Origin of the sequence: Noviherbaspirillum sp. (genome assembly GCF_036846085.1) — a bacterium.
GTDB lineage: Bacteria > Pseudomonadota > Gammaproteobacteria > Burkholderiales > Burkholderiaceae_D > Noviherbaspirillum.
This window is the reverse complement of sequence record NZ_DAIUCO010000006.1, coordinates 22,768-46,187: the sequence shown is the minus strand read 5'-3', so window position 1 is coordinate 46,187 and position 23,420 is coordinate 22,768. Positions and strand designations below refer to the sequence as shown.

Genomic DNA, 23,420 nt, shown 5'->3' with positions numbered 1-23,420 from the left:
GTTGCAATGAAGGAAGGCTTTGGGCTTCGCGTCCGCCATGCCGGCGGACGCAAGCCATTCGGACCAGCGCAGCCAGGGGCGCGCCAGCGGCTCGTCGTACTCGAGCAGCACTTCGTTCAGCAAGGCATGCGGGTGCTGGAATGCGCGTGCCGCGACGGCTTTGCTTGCCATCGGAACGACACGTTCCCCGAACAGTTTGACCGCACCTGGCGGCACGTCGGATTCGCGCGCATACCGGATTGCAAGATCGATGCCTTCCTGCTTCAGGTCCAGGATGCGATTGTTCGCCGCAACCCTGATATCGATGTTGGGATTGGCATCCTGATAGGCGGCAAGTTTGGGTAGCACCCACAATGCAGTGACGCCGAACGAGGCGGTAATCGTAATAGGGCGGGGACGTTCATTGTGGCGGATGGCGTCGCTGCATTCCGCCAATCGGTCCATCCATGGCGATGCGAGTGCCATCAGGCGTTCACCCGCTTCGGTCAAGGCAATCGCCCTGTGTTTCCGGACCAGCACCGGGGTGCCGAGGTACTCTTCAAGGGCAAGAATCTGCCGGCTGACGGCGGACTGGGTCAGGCAAAGATCATTCGCCGCCTGCGTGATGCTCATGCGCCTTGCGACTGCGACGAAGCCGCGCAGTGCGTCCAGCGGCGGAAGATTCAACAATGGATTTTCCATGCGCGGCTCTCGTGTGATGGATGCTTTTCAGGCGCCTGCCTGGGGCGAAGGCAGGGCAGAATATGACGCCATGCAGGATTCTATTGCATGCGAAGGATGCATGCTTGGGCGCATCAAGCGGTTGCCTTCAGAAAGATCTGGCCGGGTCGTTCGCATTCGCTGTACGAATGCCAGGGATGCAAAAATACCGATTGAGCAAATATCGTCAACACGGTCTAATGAGACATCAAACGTCACCACTGGAGGAACAGATGATCATTGCCATGACGGCGTTCAGGTTGCCGAAGGCCATCACGCGCGACGAAGCGCGCGAAATATTCCTAAGCACCGCGCCCAAATATCAGGGAGTGCAAGGTCTGCTGCGCAAGCACTATGTGCTCTCCGAGGACGGGCTTACGGCGGGCGGCATTTACCTCTGGGATTCCAGGGCCGAGGCGGAAGCGATGTACACGGAAACATGGCGCGTCTTCGTCAGGGAGAAGTACGGCACCGATCCAACCGTAACTTACTTCGACAGCCCGGTGGTGGTCGACAACGTCGCCGGGCAAATCCTGTCCGGCGAATAGGGGCGCATCGCGCCGGTCGGATGCACGGGCGGAGTCGTTCCGCCCGAGGCCGTCATCCGGCCTTCTTTTCCCTCGGCACGCGCCCCATCAGGTAAAACTCCGGGTTCGGCATCATCCCCGCCGCATTCGCCATGCGATTGGATAGCGCGAAGAAAGCGGCGATCGCACTGATATCCCAGATGTCGTCGTCGCTGAATCCATGGGCGTGGAGTTCGTCGAAATCCGCGTCGGCGATGGCGTATGAAGTTGTCGAGACCTTCAGCGCGAAATCGAGCATTGCGCGTTGGCGTGGCGTGATCGGCGCCTTGCGGTAATTCGTCGCAATCTGGTCCGCGATCAGGGGATTTTTTTCGAAGATCCGGAGCAGCGCACCGTGTGCAATGACACAGTAGAGGCATTGGTTCGGTGCGCTGGTCGCCACGACGATCATTTCCTTCTCGCCCTTGGTGAGTCCTCCTTCACGCAGCATCAGCGCGTCATGGTAGGCGAAGAACGCACGGTATTCGTCAGGGCGGCGGGCGAGTTTGAGGAATACGTTGGGGACAAAACCGGATTTCTCCTGGACGGCAAGAATCTGTGCCCGGATATCCTCCGGCAGGTTATCGAGTTCGGCAACCGGGTAGCGGTCGGTAGTAGTCATGCTGTCTCCTTCCTGGGTGATGTTGAACAGCCTGCAAAGTTGGCGGCAGGCCGTCGGCTCTGATGCAATCCGCATGGTTGCTCCGGAGCCTAGCACAGGACCACGCGGTATCGAACCGTGCCGACGCGACGTTTGCCTAATCGCATAGGGTCCGCCATTTGGGGCTGACGCAAACTCCGTACGCGCCACGGGTTGCTCAGGCGCATGCCGGGAAGGTTGCCTTGCGGAGAATTCGCGGTGAAAGAGGCGTCGTTTTCCGACGGCGGATCAAGACTTGAATTTCATGGTGGCGGCAGATGCCGATGGTTGGTTATCCACGCCAGCAGAGTTGACGGCCCCCTTTGGCCGGATGCGGCAAGCTCCTTCCGCCCGTGAACAGACGAACAGACGAACAGGCTGACAGGCTCACTCCTTCGCCGATCTGGCCTCGTGCAGGAAGGCGCCGAGACACAACTTATCCCGCACATCCAGTTTGCCGAACTCGAAGCCATGCCGGTAGGAATCCGTTCCGTCGTCGCGCTGCACGGAGCGCAAGGTGACCGGAATATCGAGGAACAGGTCTTCGTCCGCGACCCTGACCTTGAACTTCAGCCGGAACACTTCGCCCGGAACGCCCATAAGCACTTTCATCGTCCCGGCGGCGCCGCCCAGACTGATGTCCTTCAGGACAACCGCGGCGGTGTGGTCGGTGCCGATGACCGACACGGCGGCGACGATGGTCACGTCGAGGCGGGCGCCGCGGCGGACCACGGCGCAGGTGACCTGCTTCGGATAGCCGAGGTGAAGATAGGGATAGGGGACATGCACGGTTTTCAGTACCGACGAACTGAAGGCATAGGCCTTTCGTCCCGAGAAGGTCCGTACGACGAACACCTGTCCGTCACGAACCAGCTGGTATCTTCCGTCGGCCATGGGCGCGGAGACGAGGACGGATTTTCCTTCGGTGAAGCCAATCAGCTTCACCAGATGTCGGGTGGTGTCGTGCTGCAGAAAAAGCGTCTGGCCGATCTGCCACTCGTTGTCGGCCAGATTGACGATCGTACTTTTCGCTTCCGGTTCAGCGGCACCGCCAGGGGCCTTGCCCGCATCGTCGGTGGCACGTCCACGCTGACCGTCTTCCGTTACATTGCGATTCACGTTTTCTCTCCCGGTCTTCGTGGCACGGCCCCTGGTTGTGCGTGGGGCGTATCGGGCATGCCGCAGGCATGCCCGATATCTTGCGTCTTCCGCAAATACTAATGGAATTGCCCGGCGAAGTCTTGCCGGAATAAGTTCTGCGCAACGGTACTTTACTGACCGTACCGCCCTGGCCGTCGTCCTTATTTGCAGCGGACGATCGCCGGCGCCGGTTCGCTTCCCGCGCCGGCATGCATGTCCACGTGAACGGGCTGGCGCGGAAATTTGGCCTGGAACACGGTTCCCTTTTCGCCGCAGGACGTCACGCTGACCCGGCCTCCATGTGCCTCGACGAATTTCTTCACGATGTACAGGCCGAGACCCAGGCCATGGCTCGGACGGTTGATCGAATGGCTGCTGGTGAACGGCTCGAATATGCCGCTAATCGCATTCTCCGGAATGGCGCCGCCATTGCTCACCTCGACCACGATCTCGTGCCCTGCCGTGCCGTCGATGCGTGCATGGATCGGCTGGTCCGGCGCGCCGTGCTGGATTGCATTTCCCAGCAGGTTGGAGAAAACCTGCGCCAGCCTGTCCGGGTCGGCGGCGCCGACCACGTCACCGGCGGTTTCGATCCGGATGCGGGAGATTGCGTCGGCGCCGGCGAGTTCGTCGGCAATCGTCCTGCACAAGGCTGCATAGTCGGTGTCCTTCGGGCGCACATCGATACCGCCGGCACGGATGCGCGCAACATCGAGCAGCTGCTCGACCATCCGCGTCATGCGATGGACGCTGGACTGGATCCGGCCCGCCGCCGACGTCACGACCGATTCGCTGGAGACCTTGAGGATCAGCTCGGAACCGATCAGCACCGACGACAGCGGATTGCGCAAATCGTGGCCAAGCACCGCGGTGAATAATTCATTCAAGGCAAGCGCCTGGCGCAGTTCGTCAAGCTGTCGGGAAAGCTGCCTTTCCTTGGCGTGCAGGTCGACGAACACCTTGACCTTGCTTTTCAGGACCGTGTCGTCCAGCGGCTTGTAGAGAAAATCGACGGCGCCGGCCTCGTAGCCGCGGAACGATGTCCTGGTTTCGCGAGCGCCGGCGGTCAGGAAGATCAGGGGCACGCTGCGGGTACGTTCGCTGCCGCGGATCAGTTCGGCCAGCTCGAATCCGTCCATCTCCGGCATCTGCACGTCGACCAGCGCCAGCGCCACTTCCTGCACCAGCAGGATCTCCAGTGCTTCCGGGCCGGACGATGCTTTCAGGATGTTCAGGCCGGGGCGCGCCAGCAGGGCTTCGATGGCGATCAGGTTCTGGGGGATGTCGTCGACAACCAGGATATTGATATCGTCAGGATTCATTTTGATGTTCTCGAAAGGCTGTCTGAACCGGAGAAGTTTGACAGCCGGCGTGCCATGTCATGCAACGACAATATCTGGTCGGTGCCCGAGTGCGCGATCGCCGCGAGCGGCATGACGCGCGCCTGCGCCTCGTCCGGGTCCTGCACCCAGGCCTGGCCGCCCTGACGGCGCACTGTCGTCAGGCCGGCCGCACCGTCGGCGCTGGCGCCGGTGAGGATGATGCCCAGCAGCCGGTCGCGATATGCCAGGGCCGCCGACTCGAACAGGACATCGATCGACGGCCGGGAAAAATGTACGGCATCGTCGCAGGACAGCGAGAACAGGCGGTTCGGCTCGACCAGCATATGGTAGTCGGGCGGGGCAATATAAACCGTTCCCGCCATCGCCGGTTCCTTGTCCTCCACTTCCTTCACCCGCAGGCTGGTGCGCCGCGAATAGATGTCCGCCAGCAGGCTCGGCCGGTTGGCGGGCACATGGAGCACGATCGCGACCGGGGCGGCAAAGCCGGCCGGCAATGCTTCCAGCAGTGTGCCCACCGCTTCCACGCCGCCGGCGGATGCGCCGACCACCAGCATGTCGACGCCGGGAAGGTTCTGGATCGTTCCGGTCATCGCAGCACCCGCTGGTAGATTTTTTCAATGCGGGCAAACTCGGTGAATGTGTCCGCATGGCGTGTGAAGCGCAGGCTTTCCTTCGATCCGAGACCGAGGAAGCCCCGGTTGACCAGCGAATCGGCGAACAGGCCGATCGCACGTTCCTGCAACTCCGGATTGAAATAGATCAGCACGTTGCGGCAGGACACGAACTGGACCTCCGAGAACACGCTATCGGTCGCCAGGCTGTGATCGGCGAAGACCATGCGCTTGCGCAGGTCCCGGTTGAAAATGGCGCCGCCGTATCCGGTTGTGTAGTAGTCAGACAGGGAGTGCCTGCCGCCGGATTGCAAATAGTTCGTGCTGAAGTCGGCGATGCGGTCGACGGAATAGATGCCCGTCTCGGCCGTTTTCAGGGAGTCGGCATTGATATCGGTGGCATAGATCAGCGTGTTGTCCAGCAAGCCTTCCTCGGCCAGCAGGATCGCCAGCGACCAGACTTCCTCGCCGGTGCTGCACCCGGCAATCCAGATCTTCACCGACGGGTAGGTTTTCAGCACCGGGACCACCTGTTCCCGTATCGCCTTGAAATACATCGGGTCGCGGAACATCTCGCTGACCTGCACCGTGAAGTACTGCAGCATCTTCGCGAACACTTCCGGTTCATGCAGCACGCGGCTCTGCAGCTGCGACACCGTCTTGCAGTCGAACTGCACCATCGCCTGCATGATGCGCCGGCGCAGCGACGCAACCGCATACTGGCGGAAATCATGCTGGTAGGTCAGGTAAACGCCCTCCAGCAGCAGCTTGAGCTCGATGTCGAAGCGGGAATCGAATTCTTCCAAGGTCGTTCCTATTTGGGCATCCATACGCGGCACAGCGAAATCAGCTTGTCGACATCGATCGGCTTGGCGATATAGTCGCTCGCGCCGGCCTCCAGGCAACTCTTGCGGTCGTCCATCATCGCCTTCGCGGTCAGCGCGATGATCGGCAGGCGCGCCATGTCCGGCCGTTTCCGGATCTCGCGCATTGCGGTCAAACCATCCATTTCAGGCATCATCAGATCCATCAGCACCAGGTCGATCTCGGCGTCCCTGTCGAGCAGTTCCAGCGCCTCACGGCCGTTGCGCGTGATTTCCAGCCTGGCGCCGAGCGGCTCGAACACGCTGGTCAGCGCGAAGATATTGCGCACATCATCTTCCGCCAGCAGGATGCGGCGGCCCTCGAATACCGTATCGCGCTGCCGGGCCTGCTGCAGCATCTTCTGCTGGTCCGGCGGAATCAGGGACTCCACCCGGTGCAGGAACAGGGTGACCTCGTCGAGCAGGCGCTCGGGCGATTTGGCGCCCTTGATGATGATCGACCTGGAGTAGCGCCGCAGCTTTTGCTCGTCGTCCCGCGACAGCGTCCGGCCGGTGTATACGATCACCGGCGGAAACGAGTACTTGCCGCCCCCGGAAATCTTTTCAAGCAGGTCGTAGCCGCTGGTATCGGGAAGATTCAGGTCCATCACCATGCAATCGAAGGTCTGGCTCGACACCAGTTCCAGTGCTTCGGCCGCGGTGCCGACCGTCGTGATGTCGATGTCGTCGGCCTGGAGCAGCAGGGCGATATTGCTGCGCAGCGCGGCGTCATCCTCGACCACCAGCAGCTTGCGTGCGCGCTTGTCGAGCTGCGCCTCCAGCTTGGCAAATGCCGCAACCACGTCTTCCCGTGCCACCGGCTTGAAGGCATATCCCACCGCGCCCATTTCCAGTGCGGTTTGCGCATGATCCTCGATCGATACCATGTGAATCGGTATGTGGCGGGTGGCGGGATCGCGCTTGAGGCGTTCCAGGACGCTCAGGCCCGATTGGTCGGGCAGGCCGACGTCGAGCAGGATGCCGCTGGGTCGCAATTCGGACGCGAGCCGGATCGCTTCCGAGCCGGTATGTGCCATGACGCAATCGAATTGCGCTTCCTGTGCCAGGTCGCGCAGAACCGACGCGAAATGCGGATCGTCCTCCACCACCATGATCAACCGTTCATGCCGTCGCTCGAACGCCGCGCCTTCGCCCGGTCGCGACGCCGGCGGCAATGGAGTTCCGTCGCGCACCGCTTGCGTGTCGACGCGCGGCGCGGTCGCGAAGCGTGCCGGGGCGGAGATCGGGGCGGCGTCATATGCGGACCATGCGCCGCCGGACACGGCGGTTTCCTCCGCCTTCAGATCGCTCGACACATCCAGCGTGAAGGTGCTGCCGAGCCCCGGCGCGCTTTGGACGCGGATTTCACCGCCGAGGCGGCGGGCAAGCTCCCTCGAAATCGACAAGCCCAGCCCGGTGCCGCCGTATTTCCGGCTGGTCGTGCCGTCAGCCTGGCGGAATGCCTCGAAGATGATGCCCTGCTGCTGTTCCGGGATGCCGATGCCGGTGTCGCGCACGGCGAAGCCGAGGCGGCCATTCGCCGCCGGCGCAATGTGCAGCACGACCTCTCCCTGCTCGGTGAACTTGAACGCATTGGCCAGCAGGTTTCTCAGGACCTGCTGCAGGCGCTGGTTGTCGGTAACGATGACCGCGGGCGCGTCCTCACTGACGCCGATGGTGAAGTTCAGCCGTTTTTCCCTGGCGACCGGGTCGAAGATTTGCTTCAGGGTTTGCACGACGCCGGAGACCGATACCGGTTCCGGATGGATGTCGGCATGTCCCGACTCGATCTTCGACAGATCAAGAATGTCGTTGATCAATACCAGCAGTGCATTGTTGGATTCGTGGATGGTCTGCGCATAGCGGACCTGCTCGTCGCTCAGGGTGCCGGTCTTGTTTTCCATCAGGATTTTCGACAGGATCAGCGAGCTGTTGAGGGGAGTGCGCAGTTCGTGCGACATGTTGGCCAGGAATTCCGACTTGTAACGATTTGCCTTGCCGAGTTCCTCGGCGTTCAACTCCAGCGCGCGCTGCGTGTTGAGCAATTCGCGCTTCTGGCCTTCAAGGCGTTCCGCCTGTTCTTCCAGTTGCACGTTGGTCTGTTCGAGCTCCGCCTGCTGGTTTTCCAGGCGTGCCTGCGATTCCATCAACGCGCGTCCCTGCTCCTCCAGCTCCTCGTTCGACACGCGCAACTCTTCCTGCTGCGCCTGCAGTTCTTCCGACTGGCGCTGGGTTTCTTCCAGCAATTCCTGCAGATGGCGACGGTACTCGGCCGAGCGGATGGCGCTGCCGATCTTGTCGGCGACCAGCGTCAGGAGTTCGATTTCATCATCGAATACATCCTTGTTCAGAAAGCCGAATTCCATCACGCCGCAGACCTTTCCTTCCGCCATCACCGGCGCGATCAGCAGTTGTCCCGGCAGCATGCTCCCAGTCGCCGAGCCGATGCGCAGATAGTCATGCGGCAGATTGCGCAGCACCAGCGGTTTGCCGTCTTTCGCCACTTCACCGGCGAGCGTGCTGCCCAGTGCGAGTTCGGGACGGACCTGGTCCGCGTCGATGGCAAACGCGGCCGTATGCATCAGCCGGCCGCCGTCGAGCCGGTAGAGCACCGCGATCTGGGCGCCGACATAACGTGCGAGCGCATGGAGAATCTTTTCGGAAACTTCCGCGACCGTGGGCTCGCCGAGCATGTTGCGCGCCACTTCCGCGCGGCCGCGCTCCAGCCACATCAGGTGATCGGCCACCGTCTTTTCCTTGACGATCCGATGCACCAGGTAGGCGACGCCAAATAGCGCAAAGAATGCCAGGGCGCGATTGACGATCGCCATGGTGGTGTTCGCCCCCTCGGGGGAGAGCAGATAACCGAAAATCAACAGGGGCATCAGCGCAACCGCGACCACCAGCGGGAGCTGGGAATTCGGCTGGCGCACGCACAAGGCCACCGGAATGACGTAAAACACCCATTCCGCGAAACCCAGCGGTGTGATCGAATCGACAAGGAAGACGAAAATCGCCACCCCGAGGATCAGGGCATAGGTCGCACGGTTCGCTTGATGCGAAATGGGCATAGGAAGCTCTAAATGTAAGGAAAGGGCGGGATTGATCGGAAATCTGGCTATTTTCATGTCGCCGGAGGCGGCGCGCATCGCTTGATGGCATTCGGCGGAATAGCTCTTTTCTCGCCCTGGAGTTTAACAGCAAACAAGACCGGAAAATCCGATGCCGCGCACATGATTGCTTCATGCATCGGCGTGGGTCAAACGGGCTGCTTATGTACAAGACATGACATATAAGTCGATCGCGCAGTGCAACCATCGACCGGATCGCCGCGGACCGGCCGTCAAGCGGAATTCTCCCTTTCGATCTGTGAAGAAAGGGAATGCGTTGTCCGTCCAGCGGGAGCGCTCAGCCATGAAGCCGATTCCGCACAGCACCGACTTGAATCAGAAAAGTTGCGGGCCATCGATGGGCCTCAGGAATTCAACGGACTCATCTCTTGAGAGGCGGAAATCCGCTTAATCACTCTCAAAAACGGCGCGATTCGTGTTGCAGGAACCGGCAATCCGGACGGCGAAGCTGCGATTTCGCAATCGGCGATAAGGCGCGGCAATCAACAATGTTTATCAGTGAATCACCGCGCCAATGGGTTGGCTGTAGGAAAATTCCTAGTGGAAACCGGAATTTTCCGACTGTAAATGAATAAAGACGTTATGGATAATGTCGGGCTTACCACCTCAATTCCGTCCGTTGTTCCCTATTGGCTATCCATGTCCGTACCACAGCTCAATGTTCTCGTCGTAGAAGACAATGCCGAGTCCCAAACATTACTTTCCGAAATGCTCGCCATGCTGGGACACAAGGTGCATGCCGTGACAAGTGCCGAAGACGCGCTCACGCTCCTGCCGCATCAGCAGTTCGATGTCCTGTTGACGGACATTAACTTGCCGGGCATGTCCGGCGTGGAACTGGCACAGGCGGCGGTGGAAATCCTGCCGCCGCTGAAAGTGATATTCGCCTCGGGTTTCGGGTTCCTGGTGGTCGACAACGATCGCATCAATTTTGATTTCCTTCTTCTTTCCAAGCCCTACAGCCTCCTGCAACTGAAAGATGCGATGGCCCGCATCGGGGCGCTGGTCGGCAAGTTCAAGCGGGCATCCTCCACCTGACATTTCATTTCCCGTCGATTGCCTCCTTTTCCTTTGTCCTGGCCGCGAAGTGCACCCGCGCATCACGACGGTATACGCAGACCGGGTGGTTTGATACCGATTTTTAGCTTACCCCAGGGCGTCGCATGGTAGTACGGGTATGATCTCCGCAACGCGAATCATCACCGGTGCACGGGCCGTTAAAAAATAGGCAATCAATGCGACTTCGGACACATCTCATCAGCCTGGTTTTTGCGGCGCTCATACCCGTCATCGTTTTCTCGGCAATTTCCCTTGTGAATTTGAGGGACGCGCATCGTGCCGCCGCGCTCAACAGCATTCACGAGACAGCCAGGGCAACCACCCTGATCATCGACCGCGAATTTTCCGGTGTGCGTTCCGCATTGCGGGTCCTGGGGACATCGGATGCGCTCAGGGAAGGAAACTTCAAGCAGTTTTACGAACAGGCGAAGATCGCCAACCTCGCGGCGGAGGGATGGATCATTCTTTACGGGGAGGATGGGCAGCAGATCATCAGTACCCGCGTTCCGTTCGGGACGCAATTGCCGAAACGTGCTGTCAATCTCGATGACTTCGCCAAGATCAAAAGTGATGGTGCCGTTCATGTGTCGAACCTCACATGGGGCGTCCATATCCAGAGGCACGTGATCCTCGTCGACAGCCTGGTGACGATCGGCTCGAAACGCTATGTCCTGACCCAGGCCGTGCCGCAGGACTATTTCAATCGGGCATTCGCAGGACGGGGTATCAAATCAAGCTGGGTCGTGGCGATTTTCGACCAGGCAGGCAATACATTGGCACGCAGCCATGGCGCCCATGAGTTCGTCGGGAAAAAAGCAAATGCCGACACGATCAGGGCCATTCAAACCGGCTACGAAGGCGTGATGCGTCACGAGATCAGGGGCAACATCGAGGTCTATGATGTCTTCACCCATTCCGCATTGGCAGATTGGACCGTCGCCATTGGCGCACCGGTCGAGGAGATCGACTCCGCGGTGCAACAGGCAGTATGGGTTACGGGTCTGGGACTGCTGATCGCGGTTCTTCTGGCATCCGCCGTCGCCTGGATGGTCGGACGAAGGATTCTGCATGCCGTGAACGGCGCGGTGCTGGCGGCCAACGGTCTCGGGAAAGGACAGGCCCTCCAGATTCCGCCATCGGGCGTGGCCGAAATGAATGAACTGAACGCAACCCTGGCCGAGGCCAGCCAAACCCTTGAACGCGAGAAGGCATCCCGGCATGCCGCGGAAGCCGAACGAAACAGATTGCTGCTGAGCGAACAGGCGGCACGCCGATTCGCTGAAGACCAGAACAAGGCGAAGGACCAGTTTCTGGCCATGTTGGGCCACGAGCTGCGCAATCCGCTCGCCGCCATCATCAGCGCGATCGATATCCTGGATGTGGCGGAGGACACGGCCATGTCCGAACGGGCACGCAAGATCATCAGCCGGCAGGGAGATCATCTGACCCACATCGTCGACGATCTGCTGGATGTGAGCCGTGTCCTGTCCGGGAAAGTACTATTGAACAGGCAGCCACTGGATTTGGCCGGCATGGTCAGCCAGTGCGTCGGCACCCTGCAATCCACCGGACGGGCCCGCCATCATTCCATGGAGCTGACCGCGGCGGATTCCCTCAAGATCGAAGCGGACGCGACGCGCATCGAACAGATCGTCAACAATTTGCTGGATAACGCGATCAAGTACACGCCGGACGGCGGCGAGATCAGGATCAGTGTCCAGGCAATCGATCATGAAGCGGTGCTGACGGTGACCGATACCGGCATCGGTATTTCCGCCGAGCTGCTGCCCAATATCTTCGACGTATTCGTCCAGGGAGAACGATCGCTGGATCGGGCAAAAGGCGGCCTCGGCATCGGCCTTGCGCTGGTACGCCAGCTCACGGAATTGCATGGCGGCTCGATCACCTGCGCAAGCGATGGCACAGGCCGCGGCAGCACATTTACGCTCAGGTTCCCGCTTGCGCAGGTCAACCGCGCGGCGCTCACGGAAAAGGCTGCGGCGGGCGTGAAGCAGACCTGCACCATCGTGCTGATCGACGATCACGACGATGCACGGGAAATGACGGCAGGCATGCTCGAAAAACATGGTTTTCAAGTCATCCCGTTTTCGGACGGGGAGGCAGGAATCGATGCATGCCTGGCCGGCACGGCGGATATCGCCCTGATCGATATCGGCATGCCGAAGATAAGCGGTTACGACATCGCAAGGCGCGTACGGTCGATGCAGCAGAAGGACAGGACCGGGCTGATCGCCCTTACCGGCTATGGTTCGAAGGAGGATCATCAGCGTTCGTTCGATGCCGGATTTGATGCGCATGTCACCAAGCCGCTGACAATCGGGAAATTCAATGAGGCGCTGAGAGCGTTGAACAAACTTCCAGGCTAGGCAGGCATTGACATCCGTGTCGTTGTGCCGGCGTGACAACTCTCTAAAAGGCTCATGGCGATCGCGCCAGATGCATCATCCGTGATCAATCGGTCCGAACCGCCTGAACGCGAGATTCCGGATACACGCTCCATTGCCAGCGGCGTGCGAAGAAAGCGCACGAGACACGAGTACTTGCGACATCACCCGCAATTCGATGGGTGCACGGTAAGTCGGCTGCCATCAGCAAGGGGGCCCGAGGGTCCGCCTCAACGCTTCGAAGAACAGTTCCGATTGCAAGCGCTCGTCCATGGTTTGTTCCGCCACGCGACGCGCAAGCGCTTCATCGACGGGGACCAGTCGCCGTCCGGTGGATTCGGCCAGCACCTGGGACGCGCATGCACGCTCGAGGTAATACAAATCGTCGTAGGCGTGATCGATGCGAGGACCGCACACCACCACGCCATGATTGCCGAGGAAGGCAACATCGGCCCCATTCATGGTCCGGGCGATCCGTTCTCCTTCCGAAGCATCCAGCGCGAGCCCGTTGTAGCGATCGTCCACGGCGATGCGGCCATGGAAGCGCATCGCGTTCTGGGACAGGGTCGTATCCAGCGTCCGCCCTTCGGTAAGCGTCAGCGCGGTGGCGTAAGGCATATGGGTATGCAGTACGCAGGCTTTGCGGGCGATGCGATGGATGGCGGCATGGATGAACATGGCCGTCGGTTCGACGTCGCGCCGTCCGGCCAGCTTGCGGCCGGTATCGTCGATCAACACGATATCGTCGGCCTGCACCTCGCTCCACAGCAGGCCACGCGGATTCAGGAGGAAAAGCGAGTCGTTGCCGGGGACGGCGATGCTGAAATGATTGCATACCCCTTCACCCAATCCGTGATGCGCGGCGGCCCGAAGCGCCAGCGCCAGGTCTGCGCGCAGCCCGGTGACGGCGGGAGAATGGAATACTTCCTCAAACGACGATGCCGGCATGTTCATGGTGTCTCCTTGTTAGTTTCATTGATCCCCCGGCAGGGAATGTCGCAATGCCGTCACGCCGGGTCCCGCAGTGCAAATCCGTAGGCCAGGTTGGTTCGACCCGCTCCATGCCTGTCGTAGAGTTCCCGGTACGCGGCGAGCTTGTCTGTCGCCAGTTCGGAACGCTGTTGCGGCTTGTAGTTATACAGCCTTGCATTGTTGTCGCCGAAAATCGCTGTCTTGACCGGGCCGTCCGCTGGTCCCAGCGGCGCCAGGCCATACTTCTTCTGCAATTCCGCCGGAATTTCCAGGCGGCGCAGCGCCTCGATCTGCCATTGCGGCGAACCGGTCCAGATGGCATCCGTGCCCCAGCAGACATGATCGGCGCCCAGCCCCCGGATGAGTTGTCCCATCATCACAGCGGCGACGCGGGGATCGGCGATGGTCGACTGCGCGAACAATTGCCCGACGTCCGCATAAACATTATTGACGGCGTATTTCGCAGGTATCTCCGCGAGGTCGGTGACCCACTCGATGCGGCCCGTTTTCTCGAACTGCGCCCAGGCGTCCTGCACCGCGCCGCCGCCCGACCATCGGTAGCCGCCGTGATAGATGATGAAGTTGAGCTGCGGCCAGTCCTTTGCCGCCTTGCCGACGTCCCGCACGTCGGAATATTGCAGGAGGTGGGGAAACTGCTTTTCCACCGACGGCGGGAACAGGCCTTTGTGAATGCAGACATTCCGGATGCCCGCCTTCAGGAATTTTTCATAGGCAGGATACACCAGCTTTTCATCATCCAGGCGCCAGGGATGTTTCGACAGGTCCTTGTGGGTATTGTCGCCGATGGTGTAGCCCTTCATCGAATCCGGCTTGAGGTCGGCAAGCGCATGGTCGATCTGGTCCATCCAGCCCGGATAGCCGGGTGTGAAGATCGCATGGGAAAACATGCGCTTCGTGCCTGCCAGGCCGTTCACTGCGGCTCTCGCCTGGGCCTTCATTTCATTGGTCAGGAACCAGTCATCCGGTATTTCGGAAGGCGCGCCGCTGATACACGCCACCTTTGTATCGCTGTCGAGATAGATTTCCTTGATGTAGTTGGTGAACATCAGGTCATCGATGGTCTGCTCCTTGTCCACCAGTCCGGGATTCCAGCCCGCCTTGCCGACCGCCTTGCGCTGATTGACGAAGCCCTGCAGCCGTGTGCCGGGGCGCAGGAAATGGGTATGCATGTCCATGATGAACTGTCCCGACAGCTTGCCGGCCCGTTCATCCGCCTGTTCCGGCGTTTGCGCTTCGGCGCGCGAGACGCCGAAGAGCGGGCCGTAGGTATCGTTCATCGCCAGAAACGCGGTCGCCATGCCGGCCGCGGTCTGGAAAAATCGCCTGCGGCTGATTCCCAGCCGCTTTGCCGTCTGCGCACCCATCTCCTTGACCCGTTGCTCGAACTCGCGCTGCCTGGGCGTTTGCGGGCCGGGCATGAATTCGTCGCTGGAGACCGATTGCACCGGAATGGGGGACGGAAACAAGGATTCGGCGGAACTCAGGCGGGACGTTTCTTCAGGGGAAAGCATGCTCATTGCGTACTCCTTGACCGGTGACAGGCGGATGCATCGACGGTCATTCTGGCATAGCGGCATTGAACGCGCAGGGCTGCGTGCGGCGCTGACGATGCCGATGCACCCCATCATGCAGTCGGCGGCGCATCGTCGTTTCATGGGCGACGATCGACGACGGGGGAGGATCGGGTACCATGTCCCGGACTCGAGATCCCCGTACAGGATGCGCTTCCGCCGTCCTGCCCGTACCGAACCGTTTTTACGCCCGTATGCAGATGAAAGCCGGATACCAGGAATATCGTGTTGCTGCGCTGGACAGCCGGATCGTCGAGGCATTGTGGTCGTTCAAGCCCTACCGCGCCGATGATCACAGGGTCCTTCCGGACGGACGCATCGACCTGCTGATGCGTTTCAACCTGATTGGCGACGGCAGGATCGCGGACGCCCGGCCGGTGATTGCCGGGCCGGCGCAGCGGTATGTGACGGTGCCGGCCGGTTCGACGACCGGATTCGTGGGAATCCGGTTTCGCCCCGGTTGGGGCGCCGCATGCCTCGGCCTGAGTGCGCATGGAATCAAAAACAGCGCCCTCATCCGGGTGGAGGCGAAAGCCGCACTCGGCGCGCTGGCGATTCCCTTGCTGCATGCCGGCAGCACGGATGAACTGGAATGTCGCCTCATCGACACGGTGCGAATCCTGACCGACAGGCAGTCGCAATCGGTGCAGCACGCGCGAATCATCCATTCCGTGCAACGGCTTGAATCCAGCGGTGGCCGGCAATCCGTCATCGCGCTTGCCGAGGAGATCGGCATCAGCGTACGCACGCTGCACCGGGACTTCACGTCGGTCGTCGGCCTGCCGGTAAAATCCTTCGCATCCATCGTGCGCTTCCAGCGCGCTATGCGTTCTCTGCATGCGAGGCCATTTATGGCGCTGGCGGAACTTGCAATCGAATGCGGCTATAGCGACCAGGCGCACATGACCCGGGAATTCCGTTCCCTCGGCGGCTTCACGCCGTCCGCCCGGCCCGATGTGCCGATCATCAATCTGCCGCATTGATGTGCAAGTACATCGGCCGATGGTCATGGCCGATTTATTCAATACCGGGCCCTTGCATTCCCGTATTGTTCTTCCTGTTGCCTTACCTGTTTTGCCGGGAGCCTCCGGCACATCCTAATTCGAACCGCGAACCTCGGGCCCGGAATGTACGTTCAGAAGATTTTTGAAGAGACGCGAACCGACGTCCTCCACGCACTCATGTCGGATTATCCGATGGCATCCCTGGTGGTCCAGGTGGATGGATGCCTGGAGGCCAACAATGTGCCGTTTGAAATTGACAGCTCGGCGGGGCCGCTGGGAACGCTGCGTTGCCATGTCGCGCGGGCGAGCGGATTCTGGCGGACCCATTCCCCCGATGTGGAAGCGATGGTGATCTTCCAGGGACCGAATGCATATGTCTCGCCGCGCTGGTATGTGAACGGCCAGAAGAGCGGCAAGGTGCTGCCGGGATGGAATTATGCGGTCGTGCATGCCTACGGCAGGCTGCGCGTGATGGAGGACGAGCAATGGCTGATGACCCACCTTGCCAATCTCGCCCTGCCGAATGAAGCGGCGCGCGAGAAGCCATGGCACCTGGATGAAGCGCCGGTCGATTTCGTCAGGGCCGCCGCCTCACATATCATCGGGCTGGAGATGAGCATCACGAAGCTCGTGGGCAAGTGGCATGTCAGCCAGCACCGCACGCCGGCCGACCGGGAAAGTGTCGCCGCCGCCCTGACGCAGGAGAACAAGCCGGGTGCCGCAGCGGTCGCCCGGCTGATCGCGCAGGTCGGAAAGTAGGTGTTGCCCGTGGTGCGGTGCGCTTCACCAGCCGGATGCCGGCGCGCCCCTGAAGTCCTTATTCCGGCAGCAGTTCAAACGTCTCCTTGATCAGCTTCCGCAGCCAGATATTGGCCGCGTCGTGGTGATAACGCGGATGCCAGTGCTGCCGGATGGCGAAGTGGGGCAGGGCGATCGGCGTCTCGACCATGCGGACAGCCTTGTAGCTGTCGAAAATTTTCCCCAGTTCCTTCGGCACCGTCGCTATCAGTTCGGGATTGCGTTCGATGATCAGCGGTACGGTGAGGAAGTGCGGCGTCGTCAGGAAAATTTTGCGCTTCCGGCCGTAATCATCGATGACGCTGTCATAGCTTTCTTCCGTCTTCCCCGACAGGGCAACGACGATATGCTCCAGCGCGAAGAATTGCTCCAGCGAGATCTCCTTTCCGATCGACCGGTTCTTCCTGTTCACGATCGTGACGAAGGAGCGGGTGAACAGTTGCTGCTGGAACAAGCCTTCCGGCATCGAATGCAGCGAGCCGACCGCGAGATCCGCCTCGCCGGATTCGAGTGCCGACGAGATGGATTTCGGCGGGATCTGAAGCGTCCGGATGGTGCAGTGCGGCGCGGTCAGCCGAAGCTGCTCGATCAGGCGCGGCAGGAAGATCAGCTCTCCCATGTCCGTCAGGCAAATGCTGAACCGGCGCCTGCTCTTCGCCGCATCGAAACCAGCCTGTGTCAGCAGGTCGGTGCGGATGCTTCCCATGACGCCCAGTACCGCCTGCGTCAGTTCCAGCGCCCGGGGCGTCGGCTGCATGCCCTCCGCCGTCTTGACGAACAGCGGGTCATCGAAGAATTCCCTGAGCCGCCGCAGCGCGTGGCTGATCGCGCTCTGCGACATCCCCAACTGGTCCGCCGCCCTTGTCACGTTGCGCTCCCGGATCATGGCGTCCAGCACGGCGATCAGGTTGAGGTCGAAGGGAGTGTTATGAATATTCTTCATAAAGGGTATGAGCGGGCGCTTATTTACACATAACACCTGCAACCCTAACATGCCCGTTTCCACCAGTCCAGGCAAGCCGCCCAGGCGCCACGATCTTCACTGGACACAACAATGACCTGAAGAAAGTCATTCCCAATTTATGGAGCGTTTCAGATGAGTGAGAAAAAGTTTGCTTCCCAGGCCGACCTGCAGGAAAAGAAAACGAGCTTCGTCAAGTTGTCCGACAACGCCTATGCCTATACCGCCGAGGGCGACCCGAATTCCGGCGTGATCATCGGCGACGACAGCGTCATGGTGATCGATACGACCGCGACGCCGGTGCTCGCGCGATCGCTGATACGGCATATCCGGGAAGTCACCGACCTGCCGATCAAGCATGTGGTGCTGTCCCATTACCACGCGGTGCGGGTCCTCGGCGCATCCGCCTATTTCGAGGAAGGCGCCCAGCATGTCATCGCGTCGCGCGGCACCTATGAACTGATCGTCGAGCGCGGCGCCCAGGATATGCAATCGGAGATCGAGCGCTTCCCCCGCCTGTTCGCCGGCGTCGAATCGGTGCCCGGCCTGACCTGGCCGACCATGGTGTTCGAGAAGGAACTGACGATCTTCATGGGCAAGCTGGAGGTCCGGCTGATGCATATCGGCATGGGACATACCAAGGGCGACACGATCGCCTGGATTCCGTCCCAGAAGATCTGCTTCTCCGGCGACCTGGTGGAGTATGGCGCGGCGGCCTACACCGGTGACGCCCAGCTCGAGGAATGGCCCGCGACGCTCGAAGCGTTGCGCGCAATGGGCGCGGAGAAACTGGTGCCCGGCCGCGGGCCTGCGCTGATGAACCCCGACGAGGTGAAGGCCGGCATCGATTACACCAGGGACTTCGTCACCACGCTGCTGCGCTGCGCGAAGGAGGCGGTCGCCGCCGGCAAGTCGCTGAAGGATGCGATGGCACATACCCGTGCCAGCATGGACCCGAAGTTCGGCCATGTATTCATCTACGAGCACTGCCTCCCGTTCGACGTGACCCGCGCCGTGGATGAAGCGAGCGGCATCAAGCATCCGCGCATCTGGACGGCGGAACGCGACAAGGAAATGTGGCATTCATTGCAGGATTGAATGCAAGCCACCAGCGCCACCCATGACCTACATAAAGAGAACCAGGAGACATCAATGACATTGCCATTCGTCCATCGACGCGCTTTGCTGAAGGCGGCGCTTTCCCTGACGATCGTCCTGCCGTCCTTCGCGCCGGCACAGGACAAGCCCATCGAGTGGATTGTCGGCTATGCCGCAGGCGGAGGATCCGACGTTGTCGCACGTACCGTGGCGGCACAGATGTCGCAGTCGCTCGGTCGCAGCATCGTCATCAACAACAAGCCGGGTGCGGCGACCAATATCGCCGCCGGATATGTGGCGCAATCGAAGGACCTGGGCAATGTCATGCTGACAGCGGATTTCGCCACCTTGGCGGCCAACCCGGCGCTTTTCGGCAAGCTGCCGTATGACCCGGAGAAGGATTTCAAACCGATCGGCCTCCTGGCGCGCTTCCCGCTCCTGCTGGTCGTCGGTCCCAATGTGCCGGCCAAGAACTTCAGGGAATTCCAGGAATGGGTGCGGTCCGATCCCGCCAACGCGCACTATGCGTCCGCCGGCGTCGGCAGTCCCCATCACCTCGCCGCCGAATTGCTGCGCGAGCGCACCGGCCTGAAGATCCAGCATGTCGCCTATCGTGGCGCAGCGCCGGCGGTCCAGGATCTGCTTGGCGGGCAGGTGCCTTTCGGTTTGATGGACACCGCGAGCGTCCAGCAATACGTGTCGAACGGCAAGCTGCGCGCGATCGGCGTGGCAAGCGCCAGGCGACTGAGCGCATTCCCGGATATCCCGACCCTGGCGGAGCAGGGCGTCGAAGGATATGAGGCCTATGCGTGGCAGGGACTCGTGGTTCCGGCCGCAACACCGGCACCGGTGGTCGCCAATCTGACGAAAGCGCTGCAAACCGCGCTGGTCTCGGCGCCGGTCAAGGAACGATTCCAGTCGCTGTCGCTTGAAGCGCTGCCCGGCACGCCGGAGCAGATGGCGAGCTATGCCCGCAGCGAACGCGAGCGATGGGGCAAGGTGATCCGGACCAACAACATCAGGATGGATTAACAGGCGGTCGAACGGCGATTGCCTATCGCGTTCGCCGCAACGCCTGTCGAGGCGCTGTCGAGACGTATTGAGGCAGTCATTGTGAAGCGGATTGAAGCACATAGCGTCCCGGAACCAGCATCATGGAAAAAGATTATCAACACATCGAGTTCGACTATGCCGGTTCGTTCGCACCCGGCGCCGGTTCGACGGACGTGCATCCCGTCATCGTTGTCGGTGCGGGACCGGTCGGACTGGCCGCGGCGATCGACCTGGCGCAGCAGGGCATACGAACCATCCTGCTCGACGACGACAACAAGCTTTCCGTCGGATCGAGGGCGATCTGCTTCGCCAAGCGAACGCTCGAAATCTTCGACCGGATGCATTGCGGCGAGCCGATGGTCAAGAAGGGCGTCAGCTGGAATGTCGGCAAGGTGTTCTTCCGGGATGCGCCGGTGTACAGCTTCAACCTGCTGCCCGAACAGGGGCACCGTCGTCCGGCGTTCATCAACCTCCAGCAGTATTACGTCGAGGGATATCTCTACGAGCAGGCGCGGCAGGAGGAAAAGCTGGACCTGCGCTGGAAAAGCAAGGTGGTCGGCTTGATGCAGTCGGACGAGGGCGTCGAACTGACGGTGGAGACGCCGGATGGCGAATACATGCTTCGTGCCGCCTATGTCATCGCGGCGGACGGCAGTCGCAGTGCGATGCGCAACCTGATGGGACTGGAAAGCAAGGGACGGACGTTCAAGGACCGCTTCCTGATCGCCGACATCAAGGTGAAAGCGGATTTTCCGCCCGAGCGCTGGTTCTGGTTCGATCCGCCGTTTCACCCCAACCAATCGGTCCTGCTGCACAAGCAGCCGGACAATGTCTGGCGCATCGACTTCCAGCTCGGATGGGATGCGGACCCGGTCGCGGAAAAAGCGCCGGAACGTGTGATCCCGCGGGTGCGGGCATTGCTCGGCAAGGATGTCGAGTTCGATCTGGAATGGGTCAGCATCTACACCTTTTCCTGCCTGCGCATGGAGCACTTCCGGCACGGCCGGGTCCTGTTCGCCGGCGACGCGGCGCATGGCGTGTCGCCCTTCGGTGCTCGTGGCGCCAACAGCGGCGTGCAGGACGCCGACAACCTCGCATGGAAGCTCAGGCTGGTGCTCGACCGGAAAGCACCGGCTGCCTTGCTGGATACCTATGGCTACGAACGGGAGCAGGCCGCGGACGAGAACATCCTCAACTCCACGCGCGCCACCGACTTCATCACGCCCAAGAGTCCGGTCAGCAAGACATTCAGGGATGCCGTCCTGCTGCTGTCGAAGCACTATCCGTTCGCCCGCACCATCGTCAACAGCGGCCGCCTGTCCCTGCCCACTACTTATCGCGACTCGCCGCTCAATACGCCGGATGCCGATGACTTCGCCGGCGCGATGGTTCCCGGCGCGCCGAGCACCGATGCCCCGGTCGGCATGCAGGGCCGGGAAGGCTGGCTGCTTTCCGTGCTGGGCAGCGGCTTCACCGGATTGTATTTCGCCGATGACGGCGAGATTCCGCGCAGGGACATGGATGGTCTGCGTTCCCTGGCAGACATGGACATACCGGTAAAGCCGGTTGTCGTACTGCCGCCGACGGCCCTTCCGACCCCTATGGACGGCCTGACCGGCGTCGTGGATACCCAGGGCCTGGTGCGCAAGCGCTTCGACGGCAGGCCGGGAACCTTCTATCTCCTGCGCCCCGACCAGCATGTCTGCGGCCGCTGGCGCAGCCTGGAAGAGGGCAGCGTCCGCGCGGCGCTCGCCAGGGCAACCTGCAACACTTGACCGGGAATGATGATGCAGAACCTGATCCTTGAACCGAACCTGTCCAGCACCGACGATTTTTACCAGATGCTCATCGATATGCACCAGGGTCTGGACGATGCGGAAAGTCAACTGGTGAATGCCAAGCTGATTCTCCTGCTGTCGAACCACATCGGCGATATCGGCATACTGCGGCAGGCGATGGACATTGCCCGGACGGCAAAGTGAGAAACCCCCGCGCGGCAGGCGGCAACGAACCGATCTGGCCGCCCTCGCGTCGCGGGTGACGCATTCGCCGATGGGCATCCAATGCTGGCAGAATACCGAAACGGACTTTTCGCGCCCGGCAGCACGATCAAATCCGGCTTGACGGTGCGTACCAAACAGAAAAAAGGATTGGAATTGCAATGATCGAACTGAATGAAACCCATGACCCCGGCCTGCGTAGCTGGGTAGCATCCGCCAACGTGGCCGGGACAGACTTTCCGATTCAGAACCTGCCGTTCGCGGTCTTCCGCCGGCAGGGCAGCAAGGAAGCTTTTCGAGGCGGCGTCGCGATCGGCGACCAGATCCTGGACCTGGCGGCGGTATCGGCAAGCGGCGCTCTCGGCGGCGAGGCCGCCGCCGCACTGCAGGCCGGCGCGCTGCCTGCGCTCAATTCCCTCATGGCCCTCGGCGCCGGCGCGTGGAGCGCGCTGCGCCTGTCGCTCTCGCGCGCATTGCGGGAGGGCGCCGCCGCACAGGCGGCGCTGCAGGCATGCCTGGTACCGCAAGCCGGGGCGGAATACGACGTACCGGCCCGGATCGGCGACTACACCGACTTCTATACGTCCGTCTACCATGCCACCAACATCGGGAAGCAGTTTCGCCCCGACAATCCGCTTCTTCCGAACTACAAGTGGGTGCCGATCGGCTACCATGGCCGGGCCTCGAGTATCGGAGTCTCCGGCCGCGCGTTCCGCCGGCCACTCGGTCAGCTCATGCCGCCGGGCGCGACGCAACCGGTCCTCGGCCCGAGCAAGCGCCTGGACATCGAACTGGAGCTGGGCGTGTTCATCGGCAACGGCAACAACCTCGGCGATCCGATCGCCATCACCGAGGCCGAGGATCATGTCTTCGGGATTTGCCTGTTGAATGACTGGTCGGCCCGCGACATCCAGGGCTGGGAATACCAGCCTCTCGGGCCTTTCCTTGCGAAGAACTTCGCCACCACCATCTCGCCCTGGATCGTGACGCTGGAAGCGCTGGCGCCGTTCAGGGTGCCGTTCACCCGTCCTGCCGACGACCCGCAGCCCTTGCCTTACCTGGATTCCGACCGCAACCGGCGCGCCGGTTCCATCGACATCCAGCTGAGCGCGGGCTTGCAGACACCGGCGATGCGCGACGCCGGCCAGTCCGATTTCTCCTTCTGCCGCACCAGCTATCGCCATGCCTACTGGACCGTCGCGCAGATGGTGGCGCACCACACCGTCAACGGCTGCAACCTGCAGCCGGGCGACCTGTTCGGCAGCGGCACCTTGTCCGGCCCGACGGAAGACCAGGCCGCCGCTCTCGTCGAATTGACCGTCGGCGGCAAGAAGCCGCTGCAATTGCCGAACGGCGAGACGCGTGGATTCCTTGAGGACGGCGACGCGGTCGTGCTGCGCGGATGGTGTGAAAAGCCGGATGCCGCGCGCATCGGCTTCGGTGAATGCTGGGGGACGGTCCTGCCAGCCAGGACCGGTTAAGCCG

20 protein-coding genes are annotated in these 23,420 nt (G+C 61.3%); 10 read left to right on the top strand and 10 right to left on the bottom strand.

Annotated elements, in window-relative coordinates:
* Positions 1-681 (bottom strand): LysR family transcriptional regulator (locus V7080_RS01555; RefSeq protein WP_334186635.1); only part of this gene is annotated, 681 nt, incomplete at its 3' end.
* A gap of 251 nt (positions 682-932) precedes the next feature.
* Between V7080_RS01555 and V7080_RS01550 the strand changes: the two genes are divergently transcribed.
* Positions 933-1,247 carry a monooxygenase gene (locus V7080_RS01550; RefSeq protein ID WP_334186634.1) on the top strand — a complete coding sequence of 105 codons (315 nt, stop codon included), beginning with the start codon at positions 933-935 and terminating at the stop codon, positions 1,245-1,247.
* A gap of 52 nt (positions 1,248-1,299) precedes the next feature.
* On the opposite strand, the gene V7080_RS01545 is transcribed toward V7080_RS01550, so the two are convergent.
* The 6 genes from V7080_RS01545 to V7080_RS01520 all read right to left on the bottom strand — a co-directional run bounded on the left by V7080_RS01545 (position 1,300) and on the right by V7080_RS01520 (position 8,933).
* Positions 1,300-1,887 (bottom strand): peroxidase-related enzyme, encoded by a 588-nt coding sequence (locus V7080_RS01545; RefSeq protein ID WP_334186633.1) that lies wholly within the window; start codon positions 1,885-1,887, stop codon positions 1,300-1,302.
* A gap of 405 nt (positions 1,888-2,292) precedes the next feature.
* Positions 2,293-3,024 (bottom strand): flagellar brake protein, encoded by a 732-nt coding sequence (locus tag V7080_RS01540; RefSeq protein WP_334186632.1) that lies wholly within the window; start codon positions 3,022-3,024, stop codon positions 2,293-2,295.
* A 182-nt stretch (positions 3,025-3,206) separates the two neighbouring features.
* Positions 3,207-4,367, bottom strand: a complete 1,161-nt coding sequence (locus V7080_RS01535) for a hybrid sensor histidine kinase/response regulator (protein WP_334186631.1) — start codon at positions 4,365-4,367, stop codon at positions 3,207-3,209.
* Positions 4,364-4,978 carry a chemotaxis protein CheB gene (locus V7080_RS01530; RefSeq protein WP_334186630.1) on the bottom strand — a complete coding sequence of 205 codons (615 nt, stop codon included), beginning with the start codon at positions 4,976-4,978 and terminating at the stop codon, positions 4,364-4,366. The genes V7080_RS01535 and V7080_RS01530 overlap by 4 nt, the downstream gene beginning before the upstream one ends.
* Positions 4,975-5,829 (bottom strand): CheR family methyltransferase, encoded by an 855-nt coding sequence (locus V7080_RS01525; RefSeq protein ID WP_334186629.1) that lies wholly within the window; start codon positions 5,827-5,829, stop codon positions 4,975-4,977. The genes V7080_RS01530 and V7080_RS01525 overlap by 4 nt, the downstream gene beginning before the upstream one ends.
* Positions 5,814-8,933, bottom strand: coding sequence for a response regulator (locus V7080_RS01520; RefSeq protein WP_334186628.1), 3,120 nt, complete (start codon positions 8,931-8,933; stop codon positions 5,814-5,816). The genes V7080_RS01525 and V7080_RS01520 overlap by 16 nt, the downstream gene beginning before the upstream one ends.
* Before the next feature lie 699 nt (positions 8,934-9,632).
* Between V7080_RS01520 and V7080_RS01515 the strand changes: the two genes are divergently transcribed.
* Both V7080_RS01515 and V7080_RS01510 read left to right on the top strand, forming a co-directional pair.
* Entirely contained in the window at positions 9,633-10,031 is a 399-nt protein-coding gene (locus V7080_RS01515) for a response regulator (protein WP_334186627.1), read from the top strand.
* A 197-nt stretch (positions 10,032-10,228) separates the two neighbouring features.
* Positions 10,229-12,439: an ATP-binding protein gene (locus V7080_RS01510; protein ID WP_334186626.1), complete on the top strand. Its 2,211-nt coding sequence runs from the start codon at positions 10,229-10,231 to the stop codon at positions 12,437-12,439.
* Positions 12,440-12,661: 222 nt separating this feature from the next.
* On the opposite strand, the gene V7080_RS01505 is transcribed toward V7080_RS01510, so the two are convergent.
* Both V7080_RS01505 and V7080_RS01500 read right to left on the bottom strand, forming a co-directional pair.
* Positions 12,662-13,411 (bottom strand): aldolase, encoded by a 750-nt coding sequence (locus V7080_RS01505; protein WP_442947166.1) that lies wholly within the window; start codon positions 13,409-13,411, stop codon positions 12,662-12,664.
* 53 nt (positions 13,412-13,464) lie between these two features.
* Positions 13,465-14,967 (bottom strand): amidohydrolase family protein, encoded by a 1,503-nt coding sequence (locus V7080_RS01500; protein ID WP_334186625.1) that lies wholly within the window; start codon positions 14,965-14,967, stop codon positions 13,465-13,467.
* A gap of 173 nt (positions 14,968-15,140) precedes the next feature.
* Here V7080_RS01500 and V7080_RS01495 point away from each other — a divergent pair, with 173 nt between their 5' ends.
* Positions 15,141-16,004: an AraC family transcriptional regulator gene (locus V7080_RS01495; RefSeq protein ID WP_334186624.1), complete on the top strand. Its 864-nt coding sequence runs from the start codon at positions 15,141-15,143 to the stop codon at positions 16,002-16,004.
* A gap of 144 nt (positions 16,005-16,148) precedes the next feature.
* Positions 16,149-16,784: an FMN-binding negative transcriptional regulator gene (locus tag V7080_RS01490; protein ID WP_334186623.1), complete on the top strand. Its 636-nt coding sequence runs from the start codon at positions 16,149-16,151 to the stop codon at positions 16,782-16,784.
* A 58-nt stretch (positions 16,785-16,842) separates the two neighbouring features.
* Here V7080_RS01490 and V7080_RS01485 read toward each other — a convergent pair whose 3' ends face one another.
* Entirely contained in the window at positions 16,843-17,766 is a 924-nt protein-coding gene (locus V7080_RS01485; RefSeq protein WP_334186622.1) for a LysR family transcriptional regulator, read from the bottom strand.
* A 153-nt stretch (positions 17,767-17,919) separates the two neighbouring features.
* On the opposite strand from V7080_RS01485, the gene V7080_RS01480 reads away from it, so the two are divergent.
* The 5 genes from V7080_RS01480 (at position 17,920) to fahA (ending at position 23,416) form a co-directional block, all read left to right on the top strand.
* A complete protein-coding gene (locus V7080_RS01480) occupies positions 17,920-18,882 on the top strand; it encodes an MBL fold metallo-hydrolase (RefSeq protein WP_334186621.1) in 963 nt (320 codons plus the stop codon).
* A gap of 54 nt (positions 18,883-18,936) precedes the next feature.
* On the top strand, positions 18,937-19,914 hold the full coding sequence (locus V7080_RS01475; protein ID WP_334186620.1) for a Bug family tripartite tricarboxylate transporter substrate binding protein: 978 nt from the start codon (positions 18,937-18,939) through the stop codon (positions 19,912-19,914).
* 122 nt (positions 19,915-20,036) lie between these two features.
* The gene (locus V7080_RS01470; protein ID WP_334186619.1) at positions 20,037-21,710 is read left to right on the top strand and encodes an FAD-dependent oxidoreductase; all 1,674 of its coding nucleotides are present in this window, start codon (positions 20,037-20,039) and stop codon (positions 21,708-21,710) included.
* A 12-nt stretch (positions 21,711-21,722) separates the two neighbouring features.
* Entirely contained in the window at positions 21,723-21,917 is a 195-nt protein-coding gene (locus V7080_RS01465) for a DUF2783 domain-containing protein (RefSeq protein ID WP_334186618.1), read from the top strand.
* A 179-nt stretch (positions 21,918-22,096) separates the two neighbouring features.
* A complete protein-coding gene (fahA, locus tag V7080_RS01460) occupies positions 22,097-23,416 on the top strand; it encodes a fumarylacetoacetase (RefSeq protein WP_334186617.1) in 1,320 nt (439 codons plus the stop codon).
* Positions 23,417-23,420 lie beyond the last annotated feature (4 nt).